General features: G+C 64.1%; 17 protein-coding genes. 4 read left to right on the top strand and 13 right to left on the bottom strand.

The window, feature by feature from the left end; all coding sequences use genetic code 11:
- Positions 1 to 9: 9 nt before the first annotated feature.
- From QZ497_RS19015 to QZ497_RS19060, 10 genes are all read right to left on the bottom strand, one after another.
- On the bottom strand, positions 10 to 1,329 hold the full coding sequence (locus tag QZ497_RS19015) for an ammonium transporter (RefSeq protein ID WP_295477994.1): 1,320 nt from the start codon (positions 1,327 to 1,329) through the stop codon (positions 10 to 12).
- Between the two features lie 351 nt (positions 1,330 to 1,680).
- Positions 1,681 to 1,860, bottom strand: coding sequence for a hypothetical protein (locus QZ497_RS19020; RefSeq protein ID WP_295477997.1), 180 nt, complete (start codon positions 1,858 to 1,860; stop codon positions 1,681 to 1,683).
- A 48-nt stretch (positions 1,861 to 1,908) separates the two neighbouring features.
- The gene (locus QZ497_RS19025) at positions 1,909 to 3,264 is read right to left on the bottom strand and encodes an ammonium transporter (protein ID WP_295478000.1); all 1,356 of its coding nucleotides are present in this window, start codon (positions 3,262 to 3,264) and stop codon (positions 1,909 to 1,911) included.
- A 181-nt stretch (positions 3,265 to 3,445) separates the two neighbouring features.
- Complete coding sequence (locus tag QZ497_RS19030) at positions 3,446 to 4,450, bottom strand: methyl-accepting chemotaxis protein (protein ID WP_295478003.1); 1,005 nt, start codon at positions 4,448 to 4,450, stop codon at positions 3,446 to 3,448.
- 199 nt (positions 4,451 to 4,649) lie between these two features.
- Positions 4,650 to 6,995: a DUF1989 domain-containing protein gene (locus QZ497_RS19035; RefSeq protein WP_295478006.1), complete on the bottom strand. Its 2,346-nt coding sequence runs from the start codon at positions 6,993 to 6,995 to the stop codon at positions 4,650 to 4,652.
- A gap of 8 nt (positions 6,996 to 7,003) precedes the next feature.
- Positions 7,004 to 8,374, bottom strand: coding sequence for an NAD(P)/FAD-dependent oxidoreductase (locus tag QZ497_RS19040; protein ID WP_295478009.1), 1,371 nt, complete (start codon positions 8,372 to 8,374; stop codon positions 7,004 to 7,006).
- A 73-nt stretch (positions 8,375 to 8,447) separates the two neighbouring features.
- The gene (locus QZ497_RS19045; RefSeq protein WP_295478012.1) at positions 8,448 to 9,578 is read right to left on the bottom strand and encodes an aminomethyltransferase family protein; all 1,131 of its coding nucleotides are present in this window, start codon (positions 9,576 to 9,578) and stop codon (positions 8,448 to 8,450) included.
- 24 nt (positions 9,579 to 9,602) lie between these two features.
- Positions 9,603 to 10,619, bottom strand: coding sequence for a DUF3445 domain-containing protein (locus tag QZ497_RS19050; RefSeq protein WP_295478015.1), 1,017 nt, complete (start codon positions 10,617 to 10,619; stop codon positions 9,603 to 9,605).
- Between the two features lie 15 nt (positions 10,620 to 10,634).
- Positions 10,635 to 11,561: a PDR/VanB family oxidoreductase gene (locus QZ497_RS19055; protein ID WP_295478018.1), complete on the bottom strand. Its 927-nt coding sequence runs from the start codon at positions 11,559 to 11,561 to the stop codon at positions 10,635 to 10,637.
- A complete protein-coding gene (locus tag QZ497_RS19060; RefSeq protein WP_295478020.1) occupies positions 11,558 to 12,085 on the bottom strand; it encodes a dimethylamine monooxygenase subunit DmmA family protein in 528 nt (175 codons plus the stop codon). The genes QZ497_RS19055 and QZ497_RS19060 overlap by 4 nt, the downstream gene beginning before the upstream one ends.
- A gap of 216 nt (positions 12,086 to 12,301) precedes the next feature.
- Here QZ497_RS19060 and QZ497_RS19065 point away from each other — a divergent pair, with 216 nt between their 5' ends.
- The gene (locus tag QZ497_RS19065) at positions 12,302 to 12,925 is read left to right on the top strand and encodes a LuxR C-terminal-related transcriptional regulator (protein WP_295478023.1); all 624 of its coding nucleotides are present in this window, start codon (positions 12,302 to 12,304) and stop codon (positions 12,923 to 12,925) included.
- Positions 12,926 to 12,980: 55 nt separating this feature from the next.
- Here the strand turns inward: QZ497_RS19065 and QZ497_RS19070 are convergent, their stop codons facing one another.
- Positions 12,981 to 14,018 carry an LLM class flavin-dependent oxidoreductase gene (locus QZ497_RS19070; protein WP_295478026.1) on the bottom strand — a complete coding sequence of 346 codons (1,038 nt, stop codon included), beginning with the start codon at positions 14,016 to 14,018 and terminating at the stop codon, positions 12,981 to 12,983.
- A gap of 99 nt (positions 14,019 to 14,117) precedes the next feature.
- Positions 14,118 to 14,603 (bottom strand): flavin reductase family protein, encoded by a 486-nt coding sequence (locus tag QZ497_RS19075; protein WP_295478029.1) that lies wholly within the window; start codon positions 14,601 to 14,603, stop codon positions 14,118 to 14,120.
- Positions 14,604 to 15,218: 615 nt separating this feature from the next.
- Here QZ497_RS19075 and QZ497_RS19080 point away from each other — a divergent pair.
- Positions 15,219 to 16,655 carry a cytosine permease gene (locus QZ497_RS19080; RefSeq protein ID WP_295478032.1) on the top strand — a complete coding sequence of 479 codons (1,437 nt, stop codon included), beginning with the start codon at positions 15,219 to 15,221 and terminating at the stop codon, positions 16,653 to 16,655.
- 63 nt (positions 16,656 to 16,718) lie between these two features.
- Here the strand turns inward: QZ497_RS19080 and QZ497_RS19085 are convergent, their stop codons facing one another.
- On the bottom strand, positions 16,719 to 17,123 hold the full coding sequence (locus QZ497_RS19085; RefSeq protein WP_295478034.1) for a RidA family protein: 405 nt from the start codon (positions 17,121 to 17,123) through the stop codon (positions 16,719 to 16,721).
- Positions 17,124 to 17,236: 113 nt separating this feature from the next.
- On the opposite strand from QZ497_RS19085, the gene QZ497_RS19090 reads away from it, so the two are divergent.
- A complete protein-coding gene (locus tag QZ497_RS19090; RefSeq protein ID WP_295478037.1) occupies positions 17,237 to 18,199 on the top strand; it encodes a LysR family transcriptional regulator in 963 nt (320 codons plus the stop codon).
- 260 nt (positions 18,200 to 18,459) lie between these two features.
- The gene (gene dapA / locus QZ497_RS19095) at positions 18,460 to 19,326 is read left to right on the top strand and encodes a 4-hydroxy-tetrahydrodipicolinate synthase (RefSeq protein WP_295478040.1); all 867 of its coding nucleotides are present in this window, start codon (positions 18,460 to 18,462) and stop codon (positions 19,324 to 19,326) included.

Genomic DNA, 19,326 nt, shown 5'->3' on the forward strand with positions numbered 1-19,326 from the left:
GCGTTGCCCTCAGTTCGAGTATTTGTAACCGACTTCACCATGGGTGGAGAGGTCAAGGCCGTCGACCTCGGTTTCTTCGTTCACGCGCAAGCCGCCGCAGAGCACGCTGGCGACCTGATAGGCGATCAGGCTGGTGATGGCCGAGAACAGCACGCTGAACAGGATCGCGCCGCCGTTGACCAGCAACTGGCTGAACAGGTCGCGGCCTTCGGCAAAGCCCTGGCCACCGATGGCGGTGAGGGCGAACACCGGCGTCAGCAGGCCGCCGAGGATGCCGGCAACACCATGCACGCCGAACACGTCGAAGGCATCGTCCAGGCCGATCATGGGCTTGAGTTTTTCCACCGACCAGACGCACACCGGGCCGGCGATGAAACCCAGCAGGATGGCGCCCATGGGGCCGACGAAGCCGCACGCCGGAGTGATCGCCACCAGCCCGGCGATGGCGCCGGACAGCGCACCGAACAGGCTCGGGCGGCCACGGTGTTTCCATTCCACCAGCATCCAGCCCATGGCGCCGGCGCAGCTGGCGAGCATGGTATTGACCATCACCAGCATGGCGTAGCCGTTGGCCGCCAGTGCGCAGCCGCCACAGAAGCCCAGCCAGCCGACCCACAGCAGCGAACCGCCGGTGAGGGTCATAGTCATGTTGTGCGGCGCCAGTGCCGCCGTGCCGAAGCCTCGCCGCCGCCCCAGCAACCCGGCGCCGACCAGCGCGGCGATGCCGACGTTCAGGTGCACCACGTTACCGCCGGCGAAGTCCTGCACGCCAAGGTTGAACACCCAGCCACCGCCCCAGGCCATGTGCGCCATGGGGATGTAATTGATGGTCAGCCACACGGCCATGAACACCATCACGGCGGAGAATTTCATGCGTTCGGCAAAGCCGCCGACGATGATCGCCGGGGTGATGGCGGCGAACAGCAGCATGAACAGGAAGTACAGGTATTCCGGGATCGTACCCACTACCGCGTCCTTGGTGATGCCGAGCATGAACAGCTTGTCCAGGCCACCGATCACCGCTTGCAGCGAGCCGCCGCTGGTAAAGGTCAGGGAGTAGCCGTAGATCGCGAACAGGACCGACATCAGTGAGGCAGTGCAGAACACCTGCATGAGGATCGACAGAACATTCTTGGTGCGTGCCATGCCGCCGTAGAACAGCGCCAGACCCGGCAGGGTCATCAGCAGCACGACCAGCGAGCAGAGCGCCACGAACGCCGTGTCGCCACTGTTGATGGCGGGCGCCGCTTCATCGGCGAGGGCGACGCTGCTACTCGATACCAGGGGTAGAACCCAGATGCTGCGGCACATCGATGCAAACCGAACCATTAGCTGTTGCCTCCAAGCCGACCGAGAAAAGATCCGGCCGCTGTCGGCATGCGGGCCGGACGGAATTCCCCTCTAAAGACCAGGCCAGTGCACTGATATTTATTCCTGAGGGGTAATTAATTTCCTTTTCAGTAAAGCAATAGGTCTGCCAGAAATGCCCTGCCGGGCAGGGCTTCGGCTAACTCACTGAGCGGTAAACAATTTGTTACAGGGGTATGGGAGAGGGGCACGGCACGGGGAGCAGACCTTTGCATCGTGCTGGTGCTCGAAGCTGCGTACGGTCACGCGTGGGGGCACTTGCGGGGCGTATGCGCAGGTCAGCCGGTGGCGTTGGCCACCGGCTGAGGAGGATCATTTCAGCTTGTCGAGTTGTTCGTCAGGCAGCGCATAACTGTGCTGCTCGTGAATCATGGTGGCAATCAGGGCATAGAGGCTGACCGCCGCGACCATGAAGCTGATGAACACCAGGATGGCGGGCTTGTCGGCGAAGGTGAACACGGCGCTGGCGCCGTCGTAGGTGGTAATGCTCATGATGAGACTCCTGTGCAGGGTACCGGCCGTATGGCGGCCGGCACGGGATCATTGACTGGGTGCGGTGCTCAAGGTGCGCTCGGCAGTGCTGCCTTGCCCGTACAGGCCACCCCACTCCGGGTAGGCCTGCGCTGGCACCTCGGTAAGGTCCAGGCCACGTTCCTCGGCATGCGCCGGCACTCGCAGGATGCCGGCCTTGGCGAGGGCGTAGGAGATGCCGTAGCCGGGGAAGAAGCCCAGCGCTGCCATCACCAGGGCGCCACCGAGCTGGCCGAAGAAGCTGATTTCCGGCATGCCGTTGACGTTCGGGTAGCCGGCCAGGAACAGGCCGCTGATGACCAGCCCGGCGAAGCCACCGAAGCCATGCACCGCAAAGGCGCCGACGGCGTCGTCCAGCCGGAGCTTGAGCAGCAGGTTGTTGACCAGCGGCGCCAGGGCGGCGACGCCCATGCCGATCAGGTACGCCAGGCCGGGGTGGTAGAGGTCCAGGCCTGGCGCGACGGAAATGATGCCCACCAGCCCACCGGACATCATCCAGTAGGGTTCGCGGGTGGTGAGATAAGCGCCGATCAGGCCGCCGGCGAAGCCCATCAGGGTGTTGAAGGAAAACGCCGAAAGGTTGGTCGGCTGCCCGTAGATGTTGATCCACTGGGCGCCGGACTGGTAGATGATGCAGCCGCCGAGAAAACCGAAGAAGCCGACGATGATCAGCATCAGGCCGACCACGCTCATCGGCATGCTGTGGCCGACGATGGCGTTGGCGCTGCCGTCCGGGTTGAAGCGGCCGATGCGCGCCCCGAGGTTGATCAGCACACCCAGGGCGAAGAAGCCGGCGATCATGTGCACGACGCCGGCGGCGCCGACATCATGGTAGCCCCACTGGACGGTCAGCCAGCCTTGCGGATGCCAGCCCCAGGCCGCCGCCAGCAACCACAGGAACCCACCCAGCACGATGGTCATGATGATGAACGCGCTCATGCGTGCGCGCTCGATGATCGCGCCAGAAAGGATCGAGCCGGTGGTGGCGGCGAACAGCGCAAAGGCACCCCAGAAGATACCGGTGACGTTGTCTTTCACGTTGGGTCCCATGGACTGGCTCCAGGGCATGCCCGCCATCAGCGCGTCCATGCGCGGCACCAGGCCATCGGGAAAGGCGTTATAAACCGCCCAGCCCAGCAGGAACACACTCGGTACGATGAAGCCGAACGCGAGGATGTTCTTCACCCCGGCCGCCAGGGCATTCTTCAGGCGCGAGGCGCCGATCTCGTAGGAAAGAAAGCCTGCGTGGATGCAGATCATCAAGGCGATGCACCACCAGTAGAACATTTCCATGTTCAGGGTATTGGTCATCTCGATCATGGCCTTGAGCTCTTCGAGCGTAGGCGGTGTCTTCTGTTGTTCCATCACGGGATCCCTCGAAACGATTGATTGGAATAGAGATACACCGGCAGGTAGGGGCAAGAGGTCGACGGTTGCTGACTGAGTTTCTTATTGGGGTGTGCCACGCGGCAGCCCGACCGGGCTGGCCTGGCGGCTCGGTGAAGCGTGGGGTGCGCCGAGCCGGTGCGTCGTGTGGGCAGGTGCCTCAAACAGGTCCGCCCGAGCCTTCCTTCTGCAACATGCCCTGGATCTGCTGCACCGACTCCTGGGTGCGTCGCGCCAGGTTGCGTACCTCGTCGGCCACCACGGCGAAGCCGCGACCCTGCTCGCCTGCGCGGGCCGCCTCGATGGCGGCGTTGAGTGCCAGCAGGTTGGTCTGTTCGGCCACGCTGCGGATGCCGCCGGCGACCTGGGCGATCTGCTGGTAAGTGGCCTGGATGCTGGCCTGCTCGCGCAGCTGCGAAGTGGCGGCGATTTTTTCGTCGCTGATTTCACGCACCGCGCCGGTGACGTAGCGCAGCTGGCCTTGGGCATCGCGCAGGCAGCGCCCGCGTTCGCGGAACCACAGTTCACCGCGCGTCTTGTGGCGCATGCGGTATTCGACGGCGTAGCAACCATCGCCCGCGCTGGCGACCATCGCGGCGTTGAAGGCTTGCATGACCTGTTGCAGGTCGTCGGCATTCACCACCTTGAAGTAGCTGTCCCAACCGTCGGGGAATTCTTCGGCGCTGTAGCCGATCAATTCACGGAACTGCTCGGACCAGCGAATCACGTTCTGCTCGTGGTCAGGGTCGCCATCCACCACGTTCATGGCCCAGCAGCCCTCGGTCAGCGTGCGTTTGGTCAGGTCCCACACCTGCCGTTCTTCGTTCCACTGTTCGCGTTCGGCCTGCAGGGCGTGCAGGCGTTGCTCGCAGACGTCGCGTTCGCCGAGCAGTTCGCTGATCTGCGCCGTGGCTGCGGCCAGCTGTTGGTTGAGCGCCGCGTATTCTTCTGCGGTGCAGGGTGAGGGTGGTTGCTCTTCAGCCTGCCGACGGATGCGCTGCAGTTCATCCCACTGGCGTTGCAGCCTGTGCAGGCTGTCGTTCAAGCGGGGATTGCGCTGCAGGTAAGGCTGGGCACTGGCCGTATCCGGCTGGCTTGCAAAGAGACGTTCGAGCCATTGACTGAGTTCGTCGGCCAGGCTGCGGGACGCATTGTTGAACCACATGGGCCATCCTCCTTGATTGTGTTCACCCCGTATCTAGCAATTCTCTTTCCAACCTGCCGCCGCAGTCCCGGTTGTTAAGCCCAACCACCGGCTTGTGGCTTGGTGGGAGCGGCTTTAGCCGCGAAAGCGCCAGGAAATTCACTGCATCTGCTGCGAAAATGCGGTCGCTCCTACCTGGCCTAACTGACCAGTATTGCGCCTAGCCGCGCACCCGGGTTTTTTCCGGGTCGTAGGCCACCGTGCTGTTGGCGACCCGGGCGCGGATGCGCTTTTGCTGACCGTCGAGCTTGCCGATCTCTACCTGCGTGCCCGGCTCGCAATAACCCACGTCCAGCCGACACAGCGCAATATTGCTGCCCAGTACTGGCGAGCGGGTTGCGCTGGTGATCACACCGATCCGCGCCCGGCCGCTGTGCACGTCGTCGCCATGGGCCGCGGTTTCATTGCCTTCGAGCTGCAGCCCCACCAGCCGATGGCGGGGAGCGGCGGTGCGCCTTGTCAGGGCGTCACGGCCGATGAAGTCGGCGGTTTTGCTCTTTAGTGGCACACAAAAGCCGATACCGGCTTCGAAGGGGTCGGTTTGGTCGTCGAATTCATGGCCGGCGAACACCAGGCCGGCCTCGATCCGCAGCATGTCCAGCGCTTCGAGGCCCATGGGCACCAGGCCCAGTGGTTCGCCCAACTGCCACAGGCGCTGCCACACCTGCATGGCGTCGTCGGGGTGGCACCACAGCTCGTAACCCAGTTCGCCGGTGTAGCCGGTGCGCGAAACCATGACCGGCGGCCCGTTGTAGTCATCCAGGCGGCCGACCAGAAAACGGAACCAGCCCAGTGCCTCCAGCCGTGGCTGGGTGCCGGGCGTCCAGATCATCCGGGCCAGCAACTCACGGCTCAGTGGACCTTGCACGGCGAGGTTGCTGATCTGCTCCGAGGCGCTCTTCACCCAGACCTTCATGCCCAGCGTCTCAGCCTGCTCGCGCAGCCAGATACCGGCGTAGTCCTCACCGCCTATCCAGCGGAACGCGTCATTGCCAAGGCGCAGCAGGGTGCCGTCGTCGAGCATGCCGCCGTGCGGGTAGCACATCGCCGAATAGACCACCTGGCCAATCGCGAGCTTGCGTACATCGCGGGTCAGGCAGTAGTCGAGCAGCGCTTCGGCATCCGGACCGAGCACGTCGAATTTGCGCAAGGCGCACAGGTCCATCACCGCCACGCGTTCGCGGCAGCCGTGGTATTCCTCCAGGGCGCCGTAGCCGTCGAAGTGCGAGGCCGTCCAGAACCCCCGGTAATCGACGAACTGACGGGTGAGCGTTGCGGTCGCGGGGTGAAAGGCGCTTTCGCGGGTCAGCAGCGGCTCGGCGTCAGGGGTTTTTCGAGTGGCCATGGCTAGACTGAAACGCTCCTTCTCGGAATACACGCGGATATGAATGTCGCTGGGCTGCCAGCCGTTGGCCGGGTCAATGTCATCCGGGCAGGAGGTGCTGGCACACACCAGGTCGGTAAGGGCCTTGAGCAGCACATAATCGCCGGGCCGCGACCAGGGCTCATCCAGGGTCAGTTGCTGCTGCGCGTCGAGGCCGGTGTTGTAGAAAAAATTGATCGCCGGCCAGCCGGCCCTTGCCTCGACACCGTGGGCATGCAGGACACGACTGATATTGCTGCTGCAATTGGCGTGGCCGAAATAACCCTGGGCTTCGTAATAGCGTGCGGTGCAGGCCAGGGCAAAGGTGTCGTGGCGGCCCACGGTGTCGCGTACCACCTCCAGCATGGGTTGCATAGTGTGGTCATAGAAGCGACTGAACAGCCCCGGCCCCGGATAGGCGCTGCCGTTCAGCGTGCGGGTGACGGTGGGGTCGAGGTCCACTTCGCGGCCGCTATCCAGGGCGCGTCGGTCGAAGGCGACGAAGTCCGAACATTGCCGCCCGGCGACATCGATCACCTGAATGAACTGACCCGCCGCAACCGGGTAGTCGCGGGCGCTTCCCGGTTTGATGGTGAACTCGTCGACCAGCTCGCCCAGGGGCGCAGGCAGGGGCGGTGTCCAGATGCGCCGTGGGTTGGCGCGCTGGATCCGCAGCAGCAACTCGCTGGCGCGTTGCTGGCTGTCCACCGCCGTGTGCCGGTCCGGCGCGGCGACGATCAGCGTCAACGCCGTGCTGGCGACGAACTGCCGGCTGAAGCCTGCCGGGGTTTCGGCGGGCCACAGGCTGGCGGCATCGGGCAGATGGCGGCAGTCGATGTGCTGTCGACGCAGGCCGGCGGCCACATGTCGCGCCGTATGGCTGGGGGCGTGCAACAGGCGGGCAATGCCATCGGCGCCGCGCTGCCCGGCCAGGCCGAGGGCGCCCAGCGCTTCGCCGCCATCCTCGGTGAAGGCCAGCAACTGCGCGGGCTGGTCGCCCTCCAGGTCGATGACCGCCAGACGGTCACCGGCTTCCAGGGCCACTACGGTCAGCCCGCCGGGGGCGACACGGTGCTGCTCGCTGTCACGGGTCATGACGGACAGTGCCGGCTCCAGTGGCCGACTGATCACGGGAAGGTTCATGGCGACCCTCAGCTGGCAGACTTCAGGCGGTCGGCCGGTGCGTCGGCCAGGTAGGCCTGCAGCGAGTCATCCAGCGCCTCCAGCCAGGGCGTGTGGTGGGGCGTGGCCAGGGTGCCGGTGATCAACGAGCGATAGCACTTGTCGCGATAACCCATGATGTTTTCGTACTTGTCCTTCTTCCATTGCAGGAAGGTGGCGTTGACCTGGGCGATGTCGAAACTCGGGTAATCGGTGGCCTCGATCAGCTGGCGAATGTACTCGCCCTGAAACTCGAACATCTGCTGGGCGGTTTCCAGCATCTCTTCTTCCTGCCGCCAGGCCAGGTTCTCGGCGCGCATGTGCGCGCGGGCAGGCAGGGCGATGCGCCCCAGGATCACGTCGCGGGCGTACCAGGCCTGGGCATCGAACATGTTGAAGCTGTACCACTGGTCTTGCATGCCAAGGTAGATCAGCTTCGGGTTTGCCTCCCAGAACACGCCCTTGTACAGGTTCAGCGGCCACAGGCGGTTGCCGGTCTTCAGGCGCAGCGTTTCGGGCAGGAAGGGGAAATGATGCTTGTAGCCGGTACACAGGATGATTGCGTCGATGTGCCGGCTGCTGCCGTCGACGAAAAACGCGGTGCTGCCCTGGACGTGGCTGAGCTGGGGTTTTTCCTCCCAGTTGGTTGGCCACCGGTAGCCCATCGGCGCGCTGCGGTAGCAACTGGTGATCGACCGGGCGCCGTACTTGTAGCACTGCGAGCCGATGTCTTCGGCGGAATAGCTGGCACCGACGATGAGCACGTCCTTGCCCTTGAACTCCAGCGCGTCGCGGAAATCGTGAGCGTGCAGCACGCGCCCGGCGAAGGCGGCGAAGCCGGGAAATTCCGGAACTTGCGGGGTCGAGAAATGGCCGCTGGCGACCACCACGTAGTCGAAGGTTTCGCTGTAGGTGCGGTCGTTCAGGTGGTCGTGGGCGGTCACCCTGAACAGGGCCTGGCTGTCGTCGTAGCTGACCTCGCGAATGACCGTCGAGAAGCGAATGTAGGCGCGCACGCCGGCTTTCTCGACGCGGCCCTTGATGTAGTCCCACAGCACGGCGCGGGGTGGATAGGAACCCATGGGCCGGCCAAAGTGTTCATCGAAGCTGTAGTCGGCGAACTCCAGGCATTCCTTCGGCCCGTTCGACCACAGGTAGCGGTACATGCTGCCGTGCACCGGTTCGCCGTGTTCGTCCACTCCGGTACGCCAGGTGTAGTTCCACATACCGCCCCAATCGGCCTGCTTCTCGAAACAGACCAGTTCGGGAATCTCTGCGCCGGCGGCTTGGGCTGACTGAAAGGCGCGCAACTGAGCCAGCCCACAGGGGCCGGCGCCGATGATGGCGACGCGTGGTTTCATGCTGGATTCTCCTGTATGCCGGTGTGCGATCAAGCCCACTTGGAGGGCGGGCATAGCGAAGGTGACGAGGGCTTCAGCCTTTGGCGGTGCGTTTGGCTTTCTCGGGGTCATCGAAGGGCAGGCGGTGGGCGATGGCGCTCACCTGCAGACTGCCGCGCACCTGCAGTGCTACGCCTTGCTCGGCGATATCCGGTTCGACCCGGGCGATGGCCATGGAGCGGCCGCTGAGGCGCGAATACATGGCGCAGGTGATGACGCCGACCTGGCTTCCGGCATGCCAGAGGGTGTCGCCGGCCTCGGCAGCGACCTGGCCGTCGAGCAGCACGCCGAAGATCTTGAAGCGCTCCCTGCCTTGGTGGCGGTAGTGCTCACCCGCGCCGCGGAAATCGCGCTTGCCGGGCGACACGGTGAAGTCCAGACCCAGCTCCCACAGGGTGTCGCCGGCCTTCTGATCGGCAAAGGGGTACATCTGCGAGTTGTCGTAGGGGAAGAACAGCAGGTAGCTCTCTACCCGTAACCAGTCCAGGGCGGTAAAGGCACAGGGGATGATGCCGTACGGCTTGCCGCGCTCAAGGATGCTGTCCCAGATCAGCGGCGCATCGGCGGCCTTGCAGAAGATTTCATAGCCGCGTTCGCCGGTGTAGCCAGTGCGCGAAATCATCACCGGGCGGCCGAACAGCCGGGTCTGCAGGTGATGAAAGTACGCCAGCTCGCGGATCCCGGGCACATGCTCGGCGAGGAAGTCCACGGCGACCGGACCTTGCAGCGAGAGGTCATGCAGGTCGTCGTCGAACAGTACCGCGACCTGGCGGCCCTGGGCCGAGCGGATGAGCATCTCGTAGCCGCTGCCGGCGCCGTGCACCACCATGAACGCGTTAGGCCCGGTGCGGTAGACGATGCAGTCGTCGATGAAGGTGCCGTCTTCGTCGAGCAGGCAGGCGTATACCGATTTGCCGGGGTACAGCTTGGCCATGTCGCGGGTGGTGGCGTAGTCGAGCAGGCTTTCGGCGTGCGGGCCGACATAGTGCACCTTCTTCAGGCCCGAAACGTCCATTAGCCCGGCGCGGGTGCGGATCGCTTCATGGTGGTCGGCCAGGTCGCTGGCGTAGGTCCAGGCGGTGCCCATGCCGTTCCAGTCTTCCAGGTTCGAGCCAAGTGCCAGGTGGCGTTCGCGGAGCGCGCTGAGGCGCCAAGAGTTGGCCATGGAAAAATCCTCGTAGGGTGGTTGTCAGGCTTCGGGGTCGAACGGGCGCAGCCAGTCCACCAGGGTCTGGCGGTAGCGGGTCATGCCCTTGTAGTCGGCGATGGCATCTGGCAAATCGCGGATCACTCGGTGCATACGACGCGCCCAGGCACGGTTGCCGACCAGTTCGTCCATGCTGATCAGGTAGGTGCGGATGCTGAACAGCAGGGCGTTGGAGCGCGGCAGGCGGGCCATGTGTTGTAGCTCCACGCGCAGGTGGACCAGGCGGCCGACGTTATCCGCGGTCACCGAACCCCGGTCGCTGCCCCATTCGTGAAAGGTTTCCGGTGAGGTGTCCAGGCGCGGGTTGATGGTCAGCGTCCAGTTCAGGCGGCGTACCGGGTGGCCGACCTGGATGTTCAGCAGAAACTTCAGGGCGCGTTCGAAGATGCCCATCTGGTGGGCCATCGGCACGGGCGAATGCCACTGCTTGAAGCTCATGCCGGCATCGAAGCGCAGCGACCAGTCGGCCGGGCAGGTGACCATGCCGGCGTCCATGAACAGGTCGCCATTGCGTTGATCCAGCAGCGCGAAGTCGCCCTGCATCTGCCGGGTGATGTATTCCAGAGGCTCGTACGGCAGGCTTTCGGCATCGCCAAAGGTGAACGACTGGTCGATGCCCATGGTCAGGTTCTGCCAGCGCCAAGCCGTGCCATCACGCTGCAGCTGGAAATACTGCGGGTAATCAGCCGCCAGGCGTTCCATGAGCATTTCCAGCAGGTCCCAGGCAGCCACGGCCATGTGCGGCATGACCAGGCAGCGCCCCGGGTCGCGCTCCAGCACCCGCGCGCGCTCGGCCATCTCCGAGAGGTAGTGCTCGTCCACGTCGAAGCTGTGTTCGAACACCGAGCCTGGGTCACGCGAGAGCGCCGGCTCGATGTTCACCGAGTACTGGTAGGTGTCCTCCGGAAAAGGAAAGGGAAAACGCGCGATGGCGGCGGGGCTGTTGCGAAAGCTGAAGTCGTCCCGGTAGGTTTCTGCCGGCTTGAAGGTCAGGGTCATGAAGCGTCTCCGGTGTCAGATATCGAGCAGGATCGGGCTGCCGCAGCCACGCGAGACGCAGGGCATCAGGCTGCTGGCGCGTTCATCGCTGGCGAGAAACAGGTCGCGGTGCTGCACGTCGCCTTGCAGGTAGGGCGTTCGGCACTGGCCACAGACGCCCCCGCGGCACAGGTTGGGCAGCTCCACGCCGGCCGCTTCCAGGGCTTCGAGCAGGCTCTGCTCGGCGGCCACGTCCAGCTGTCGGCCGCTGCGTACCAGGTGCACCCGGAACGGCTCACCCGGCTCGGGGGCGGTAAAGGCTTCCCAATGCACGCGCGTGCTGGGCCAGCCAAGGGCCTGGCTCTGTTCGCGCACGGAATCGAGCAGTGACTGCGGTCCGCAGGCATACACGTGACTGCCGAGCGGTCGCTGGCCCAGCACCCGCTGCAGGTCGAGACGGCGTTGGCCGCTTGCGTAGACATGTAGACGCTCGCCCAGACGTTCACGCAGGGTCTCGACGTAGGCGTCGCTGACTCCGGCGCGGTAGGCGTAGTGCAGCTCGAATGCCGCGCTGCGGCGTAGCAGCTCGGTAATGTGGGCAAGGAATGGCGTGATGCCGATGCCGGCGGCGATCAGGATATGCAGCCGTGCGGTGCTGTGCAGGGCAAAGAGGTTGGCCGGTGCCGAGATCCGCACGTGGTCGCCGGCCTGCAACTGCTCGTGTACGTAGCGCGAGCCACCACGAGAGTGGGCCTGCAGGCGGATGGCGATTCGATAGTGGCGCGTGTCGCCGGGGTCGCTGATCAGCGAGTAGGCGTTGCGCTTGCCGTTGGGCAAGTGCAACTGCACATGGCTGCCGGCAGAAAAGGCAGGCAGCGTGCCATCGAGCGCTTCGAGTGACAGTTCGCGGATCACCGGCGTGATCATCCGCGTCGCGCTGACCCTGACCTCGAAGGCGCTCATGGGCGGGCCTGCGCATAGGGCTGGTCGGCATCGGCGCAGACGCCAATATAGGCGCCCAAGCGCTCGGAGAAGTGCCGACGTATCTCAAGCCGTACACCGCATTGCGCGCAGGTGTGAAGGTCGGCCGTGCTGGTTGCCTGGCGGGTGGCGCAGTGTACGCAGAACAGCAGGCGTCGATTGGCGTTGCTGCATTGCAGGTCGATTTCTTCGGCCTCCAGCCCGGCGTCCCTGGCCACTGGGTTCAAGGTCCAGATGAAGGCTTCATCTCCCTGCAACTGCAGATGCACACCCACTCGCGCCTCACCCAGCAGCTCGACGAGGGCCTGCAGCAGCTCGGCTTCACAGGGGTAGTGGGGGAGAGCGAGGTGATGCAGCCGGGCCTCGCGGTTGGCCGCTCGCCATTGGGTAACGGCCTGCTGCCCGTCATCCTGGGTAACCAGCACGTGCACGGCGGCGCGCTGGGCGGGCTGGCCAGTGGGGTAGCGTGGCACGCTGAAGGGATGCAAATCGACTGTGCGGTTCATGGCGGTCCTTTTTGCACGGGGGGTGCCCCGGATTGAAGCGGCGGGTCATGTGTTGGTGCAGGGGCTGCCGCTTTCTCTACAGGCAAGATAATTTCCTGTGGGGCGTAAAGACTCAATCCGCCAAAGGGCATAGGCCAAAAGGAATAGAGGCCGACAGGGAGGCATGGAAGTTGCTGCATCAGCCGCTCCAACACCGAGAGAGACGGGGAGGAGGCCATGCGTGCAGCCGCTCTGGGGCCGGCACCTGACGCAGCGTCCACGGCGCTGACCGAACGCGAAGAGCAGACCTTGCAGCTGATCGCGGCCGGCAACAGCAACAAGCAGATCGCCCGGACACTGGGAATCAGTGATGGCACCGTGAAAACCTACGTGCGCAGCCTCCTGCGCAAGTTTCATCTGCACTCGCGCCTTGAGCTGGCGACCTGGGTGCATCGGCATACCGACAAGACGACCGCGACGCTCAAGGCCGACCTCGATCCCGCTGCGGTCGCCGGCCTGATCAACGACCTGCCGGTGCTGGTCTATCGCGGTGACAACGCCCGTGCCTGGTACATGGATTATGTCAGCGAAGGGTGCCTGCAACTGACCGGCTATCCGGCCGAGTACCTGACCCGCGACCCCGAGCACAGCTTCGGCTCACTGATTCTGGCCGAGTATGCCGACTACGTGTGGTACTGCGTGCAATGCGCATTGCTCAAGCGCGAGCCGTTTCAACTGCGTTACCGCATCTGCTGCGCCGATGGGCGAATCAAGGAGGTCTGCGAGACCGGTGTGGGCGTGTACTCGGCCAATGGTGAAGTGTTGGGGGTGGAAGGGGCCATTTTCGAAGTGGCAGGCTGAGTCGCCAGGCACGAAAAAGCCGGGACATGCCCGGCTCTTGCGGATCTCGATGCGCTCAGCGGAAGGCCGGCACCACGTGCTGGATGAACAGCTCCAGGGACTTTTTCTTCTCGGCGTGGGAGAGGCTGTTGTCGCACCAGAAGCTGAATTCGTCGACGCCCAGTTCCTGGTAGTAGCGGATGCGCGCGATGATTTCTTCCGGGGTGCCGATCATGGTGTTCTTGCGGATGTTCTCCAGCTCGAACTCCGGCCGTTCGGCGAACTTGGATTCCGGGCTTGGCTCCAGGAAACCATTGACCGGTACGGTCTTGTTGCCGAACCAGGCGTCGAAGGTGCGGTAGAACTTGGAAATCGCCTTGGCGCCGACCTTCCAGCCCTCCGGGTCGTCAGCACTGTGTACGTGGGTGTGGCGCAGCACCATCAGTTGCGGGCGCGGCACGTCGGGGTTGTTGTCCAGCGCGGCCTGGAACTTGTTCTTCAGGTCCAGTACTTCTTCGTCGCCTTTCATCAGCGGCGTGACCATCACGTTGCAGCCGTTGGCGACGGCGAAGTTGTGCGAGTCCGGGTCGCGAGCGGCGATCCAGATCGGCGGGGTATTGATCGGCTTCGGCACGCTGGTGGACGTGGGGAATTTCCACAGCTCGCCGTCGTGGGCGTAGTCGCCCTGCCACAGGGCCTTGACCACCGGAACCATCTCGCGCAGGGCCTTGCCGCCTTCGGTGGCCGGCATGCCGTTGGCCAGGCGGTCGAACTCCACCTGGTAGGCGCCCCGGGCCAGGCCCACTTCCATGCGCCCGTTGCTGATCACGTCGAGCAGCGCGCATTCGCCGGCAACCCGCAGCGGGTGCCAGAACGGCGCGATGATGGTACCCGCGCCCAGGTGGATGGTGGTGGTGCGCGCCGCCAGGTAGGCGAGGGTAGGCATGGGGCTGGGGGAAATGGTGTATTCCATGGCGTGGTGTTCGCCGATCCACACGGTGCTGAAGCCGCCTTTTTCCGCCATCAGGGTCAGTTCGGTCAGGTCTTCGAACAGCTGGCGGTGGCTGACTTGCTCATCCCAGCGTTCCATGTGCACGAACAACGAAAATTTCATGACGCTACCTCGGTCTGTCGGGGCCGTTTACAGAAGCGCCCCAAGTGGGGCTGGGCCTGAATTTTATTGGTATACCGTAATATCGTGTGCTGACGCAGATCAAGCCGTCAATGCCAGTGCGCCCATTTTTCCTCGGCAATACACCATGGGCGTGACAGGCTGCTCGGGCAGAATCAGATTCTTCACTGCACCGACCATGATCGCGTGGTCGCCGCCCTCGTATTCGCGCCACAGCTCGCACTCGATCACCGCCGTGGCGCCGGGCAGGATGGGATTGCCCAGTTCACTGAGGGTCCATTCGAGGCCCTCGGCCTTGTCCTTGCCCTTACGTGCGAAAGCATAGGCTTCGGCCTGTTGGTCCGCCGAGAGCAGGTGGATGGCGAAGCGCTTGTTGTCGATCAATACCGGATATGAATCGGAGCTGTAGTTGGGGCAGAACAGCACCAGTGCCGGCTCAAGGGACAGCGCGCTGAAGGCGCTGGCGGTCAGGCCGACCACCTGGCCTTGGTTATCCAGGGTGGTGATGACGGTTACGCCGGAAGGAAAGGCGCCCATGACGTTCTTGTAGACAACTGAGTCGATCATTGCAGACCTCTGGACGGAGCCGGGGCTGGGATGTTTTGTCTGATGGTATACCGTAATACTTTATTCGCAAGTGTTTTTTGCTGCAGGGCTGCGTCACCGGCGTCCGTGAGTCGACCGCAAACCCCTGTGTATTCTGAGGTTGAGCGAAACTCGAAGCGACCAACGGGAAGGTCGATGCGCGCGCCGTGAGCGAAGAAAGGCGATCACTGGGGGTTGTCGGATTATGGCATACCATAATATGGTGTTATCGACGCAGTGAATGGCCGCATCGACGCCGTCACTGCCGGACACTCATTCCGGGCCCCGCTGTTTCGGGGCGCTGCATGGTTTGGCTCCGCACAACAACAATTTCAGGCGAGACGATGTTTTTTCATTCCAGCCCGGTGCTGACAGGCACCACACCTCCTGGCGTCGGACGACGCGCAACGGATTTCTCAACTGCCATGGGCTGCTCATAAGGCCCGAGCCTGGCGCTTTTCCACGCACGGATGAGACAGCAGCGGGGGCTTGCGGACGCAGGCCGTGTCGACGCTCGCCCGGAAAATGCCTACGGCTCTGATGGATCTGTCATCCGGCGCCTGCGCGCGTCGGCCAACCGGTTTCGAGAGAACGCTCATGTCCCATACCTCACAGCCCGCGAACTCCACCCCAGCAGACGGCACGGCCGCGCCGCTGATCGAGAATCACACCGTCGACTACGTGCCGCCGGCCGAACGCCATGGCCGCGCACGTGACCTGTTCACCCTGTGGTTCAGCACCAACATCGCGCCATTGCCCATCGTCACCGGGGCCATGGCCGTGCAAGTGTTTCACCTGGACTTCTTCTGGGGACTGCTGGCCATCGTGCTGGGCAACCTGATCGGTGGCGTGGTGATCGGCCTGGCCTCGGCCCAGGGCCCGCAGCTGGGCATCCCGCAGATGGTGCAGAGTCGTGGTCAGTTCGGCCGCTACGGCGCCTTGCTGATCGTGTTCATCACCGCGCTGATCTACGTCGGTTTCTTCATTTCCAACATCGTGCTGTCGGGCAAGTCGATCCAGGGGTTGGCGCCGTCGGTGCCGATGCCTGCCGGGATTCTCATCGGTGCCCTCAGCGCCACGGCCATCGGGGTGATCGGCTACCGCTTCATCCATACCCTCAACCGCATTGGCACCTGGGTGATGGGCGCGGCACTGCTGGCCGGCTTCAGCATGATCTTCCTCGGCGAACTGCCGAATGACTTCTTCATCCGTGGCGGCTTCGATGCGGCGGGCTGGATCGCCACGCTGTCGCTGGGGATCATCTGGCAGATCAGTTTCTCGCCCTACACCTCGGACTACTCGCGCTACCTGCCCAGGGAAATCGGTATCGGCAAGCCGTTCTGGGCCACCTACCTGGGCGCCAGCCTGGGCACCATCGCCTCGTTCAGCTTCGGCATGGTGGCTGCGCTGGCCACCCCGGAGGGCACCGAGGCCATGGCCGCTGTCAAGCAATCCACCGGCTGGCTGGGCCCGATCCTGATGGTGCTGTTCCTGCTCAACATCATCAGCCACAACGCGCTCAATCTGTATGGCGCGGTGCTGTCCATCGTCACCTCGATTCAGACCTTCGCCGGCCAGTGGACGCCCAGCGTACGCCTGCGCGTGCTGCTGTCGACCCTGGTGCTGGTCGGCTGCTGCCTGGTGGCGATCAGCGCGTCGAAGGACTTCATCGGCCAGTTCATCGGGCTGATCCTGGCGCTGCTGATCGTGCTGGTTCCCTGGGCGGCGATCAACCTCATCGACTTCTACCTGATCAAGCGCGGGGTCTACGAGATCGAGTCGATCTTCCGCAACGACGGCGGCATCTACGGGCGCTTCAACCATCACGCCATCGTTGCCTATGCCATCGGCATCCTGGTGCAACTGCCGTTCGCCAATACCTCGCTGTACGTCGGCCCTTATGCCCACTACATCGAAGGCGCCGACCTGTCGTGGCTGGTGGGCCTGGTAGTAACCGCACCGCTGTACTACTGCCTGGCGACCCGCAGCCGCAGTGAAGCGCGTCGTGCGGCGCAGCTGCGCTACAACGACTGACATTCGCCACGACGAAAAACGCCCCGACACACCCGTCGGGGCGTTTGCACAGTTGCCTGGCGCTCAGCCCTCTTCAGTCTCTGGTGCCCTGGCAATCACCTTGATTTCGAAATCGAAGCCGTACAGCCAGGTCACGCCCACGGCGGTCAACGTGGGGTAGGGCGCCTCGCCCCAGAACTCCGGCACCACTTGCCAGATGGCCTCGAAGGTCTGCTGCGGGTCGACCATGAATATCGTCACATCGACCACATCGGCGAAGCTGCCGCCTGCTGCGCTGAGAATCGCATCAAGGTTGCTGAAGGCGCGGCGCACCTGGTCCTGCAGGTCGGTTTCGGGCGAGCCGTCCTCGCGGCTGCCGACCTGCCCGGACACGAACAGAAAGCCATTGCTGCGGATCGCCGGGGAGTAGCGATTGCGCTCATAGAGGGCCTGGCGGCCGGCGGGGAAAATCACATCACGGGTGGTCATGGTAGTAGCTCCAGTGGCTGGGAATGCCTGGCACTTTAGGCCGCCGCGTCGGAGGGATAAACTCGCCATCGCGCCCATCACTGTTTGCATCGGCCAAACAATCAGGAGATTCCATGGACCGCTTCGATGCCATGCGCGCCTTCGCTCGCGTGGTGGAAACCGGCAGCTTCACCAAGGCTGCCGCCACCCTGCACCTGAGCAAGACCAGCGTGACCCAGCTGGTTCAGCAACTGGAGGCGCGCCTGCGAGTGCGGCTGCTCAACCGCACCACGCGCAAGGTCAATGTCACGGCCGATGGCGCGGCCTATTACGAACGGGTCGTGCGCCTGCTCGCCGACCTCGACGACGCCGAGACCGGGCTGTCTGCGGCTACGGCCTTGCCACGTGGGCGCCTGCGTGTCGATGTGCCCAGCCCGCTGGCGCGCCTGCTGCTGATTCCAGCGCTGCCGGACTTTTATGCGCGTTACCCCGACATCCAGCTGGAGATGGGCGTCAGCGACCGCAAGGTCGATCTCATCGATGAAAACGTCGACTGCGTAGTGCGGGGCGGCGAACTCAGCGACCAGTCACTCAAGGCGCGGCGCCTGCGCGATCTGCAACTAGGGGTCTATGCGGCACCGGCCTACCTGCAACGGGCTGGCATGCCTGTCCATCCCCGCGACCTGGAAAACCCGCACCACCGTGCTGTGGGCTTCCGATGGGCGCGCACCGGCAAGCCATTGCCCTATGCCATGCAGCGCGAGGCTGAAAATCTCGTCGTGAATGTGCGGTACGCCTTGCTGGTCGACGACGGCAATGCCTACCTGGCCGCCGGCCTGGCGGGCCTGGGCGTGCTCTGGCTGCCCGACTACATGGCCGAGCCGGCCGTGCAGCGCGATGAGCTGCAGGTGCTGTTCCCGGACTGGCACCTGGCGCCCATGCCGATGCATATCGCCTGGCCGCCAAGTCGGCATGTCAGCGCCAAGCTGCGGGTGTTCATCGACTGGGTGGTGGAGGTAGTGGGGGAGTGGCAACCCATTCATGTACGCAATAATCGGTTACCGTCTGTTGACAGTGGATACAGTGGCGCTCCATGATCACCGGGCACTTTCATCGCAACGGACTCCCAATGCTTTCGAGCCTTGACCATACGCCCCTGCTGCCAGGCTCCCGCCTGCAGGCTGGCGCATGCCTGTCCGTTGCCAAGAAATCCAAGAAACAGTCGCTCATTTGACCGGGGCGCGCTGTCCCGTCAGATGGGCTGACAGGACACGATGGCGCCAGGTAACCCCCTCCCAGCACTCGCTCCCGCCTCCCTCCCTGACGAGACCCAACGGTCAGTTCAAGGAGAACATGCATGTCATTTCGTGGTATCTGGGTAGCCCTGGTCACACCGTTTCGTGACGGTGAAATCGATTTTCCCGCGTTGCAGGACCTCGCCGGCAAACTGCTGGACGACGGCGTACGGGGTCTGGTGGTGTGTGGCACTTCCGGCGAGGCGGCGGCGCTCAGCCATGCCGAGCAATTGGCGGTGCTCGATGCGGTGTTGCAACGGGTGCCGGGCCAGCAGGTGATCATGGGCCTGGCCGGCAACAACCTGCGCGAACTGCTGGTTTTCCAGCAGCAGGTGCAGACCCGCCCGCTGGCCGGGCTGCTGGTGCCGGCGCCGTATTACATCCGTCCGTCCCAGGCCGGCCTGGAGGCGTTTTTCCAGACGGTTGCCGATGCCGCCAGCGTGCCGCTGGTGCTCTATGACATCCCTTACCGCACCGGTGTGCGCTTCGAGCGCGAGACGCTGCGGCGTATCGTGCGTCACCCGCGCATCGCAGCAGTGAAGGACTGCGGCGGCGACCTGGAAACCACCACCGCACTGATCCACGACGGTCATGCGGAAATTCTCACCGGCGAAGACCTGCAGATCTTCAACAACCTATGCCTGGGTGGCGCCGGCGCTATCTCGGTGTCGGCACATGTGCGCGCCGATCTCTACGTGAGGCTGCAGCGTCAGGTCGAGGACGGCGAGCTGGCGCTGGCGCGGCAGAACTTCTACCGCCTGCTGCCGTGGCTGCAGGCGGCTTTCATCGAGCCGAATCCGGCACCGGTCAAGGCTGCGCTGGCGCTGCAGGGGTGGTTGGCGCCCGAGCTGCGGGCGCCGATGCAGGCCTGTTCGGTAGCGGCTGTGGCTCGTTTGCGCGAGGTGTTGGCCGAGCTGGGGGAGGGTTGA

The organism is uncultured Pseudomonas sp. (assembly GCF_913777995.1).
Classification (GTDB): Bacteria; Pseudomonadota; Gammaproteobacteria; order Pseudomonadales; family Pseudomonadaceae; genus Aquipseudomonas.

Excerpts from the sequence above, each read along its gene's own strand:
- QZ497_RS19015 (WP_295477994.1), bottom strand. The coding sequence starts at position 1,329 with ATGGTTCGGTTTGCATCGATGTGCCGCAGCATCTGGGTTCTACCCCTG.
- QZ497_RS19020 (WP_295477997.1), bottom strand. The coding sequence starts at position 1,860 with ATGAGCATTACCACCTACGACGGCGCCAGCGCCGTGTTCACCTTCGCC.
- QZ497_RS19025 (WP_295478000.1), bottom strand. The coding sequence starts at position 3,264 with ATGGAACAACAGAAGACACCGCCTACGCTCGAAGAGCTCAAGGCCATG.
- QZ497_RS19030 (WP_295478003.1), bottom strand. The coding sequence starts at position 4,450 with ATGTGGTTCAACAATGCGTCCCGCAGCCTGGCCGACGAACTCAGTCAA.
- QZ497_RS19035 (WP_295478006.1), bottom strand. The coding sequence starts at position 6,995 with ATGAACCTTCCCGTGATCAGTCGGCCACTGGAGCCGGCACTGTCCGTC.
- QZ497_RS19040 (WP_295478009.1), bottom strand. The coding sequence starts at position 8,374 with ATGAAACCACGCGTCGCCATCATCGGCGCCGGCCCCTGTGGGCTGGCT.
- QZ497_RS19045 (WP_295478012.1), bottom strand. The coding sequence starts at position 9,578 with ATGGCCAACTCTTGGCGCCTCAGCGCGCTCCGCGAACGCCACCTGGCA.
- QZ497_RS19050 (WP_295478015.1), bottom strand. The coding sequence starts at position 10,619 with ATGACCCTGACCTTCAAGCCGGCAGAAACCTACCGGGACGACTTCAGC.
- QZ497_RS19055 (WP_295478018.1), bottom strand. The coding sequence starts at position 11,561 with ATGAGCGCCTTCGAGGTCAGGGTCAGCGCGACGCGGATGATCACGCCG.
- QZ497_RS19060 (WP_295478020.1), bottom strand. The coding sequence starts at position 12,085 with ATGAACCGCACAGTCGATTTGCATCCCTTCAGCGTGCCACGCTACCCC.
- QZ497_RS19065 (WP_295478023.1), top strand. The coding sequence starts at position 12,302 with ATGCGTGCAGCCGCTCTGGGGCCGGCACCTGACGCAGCGTCCACGGCG.
- QZ497_RS19070 (WP_295478026.1), bottom strand. The coding sequence starts at position 14,018 with ATGAAATTTTCGTTGTTCGTGCACATGGAACGCTGGGATGAGCAAGTC.
- QZ497_RS19075 (WP_295478029.1), bottom strand. The coding sequence starts at position 14,603 with ATGATCGACTCAGTTGTCTACAAGAACGTCATGGGCGCCTTTCCTTCC.
- QZ497_RS19080 (WP_295478032.1), top strand. The coding sequence starts at position 15,219 with ATGTCCCATACCTCACAGCCCGCGAACTCCACCCCAGCAGACGGCACG.
- QZ497_RS19085 (WP_295478034.1), bottom strand. The coding sequence starts at position 17,123 with ATGACCACCCGTGATGTGATTTTCCCCGCCGGCCGCCAGGCCCTCTAT.
- QZ497_RS19090 (WP_295478037.1), top strand. The coding sequence starts at position 17,237 with ATGGACCGCTTCGATGCCATGCGCGCCTTCGCTCGCGTGGTGGAAACC.
- dapA (WP_295478040.1), top strand. The coding sequence starts at position 18,460 with ATGTCATTTCGTGGTATCTGGGTAGCCCTGGTCACACCGTTTCGTGAC.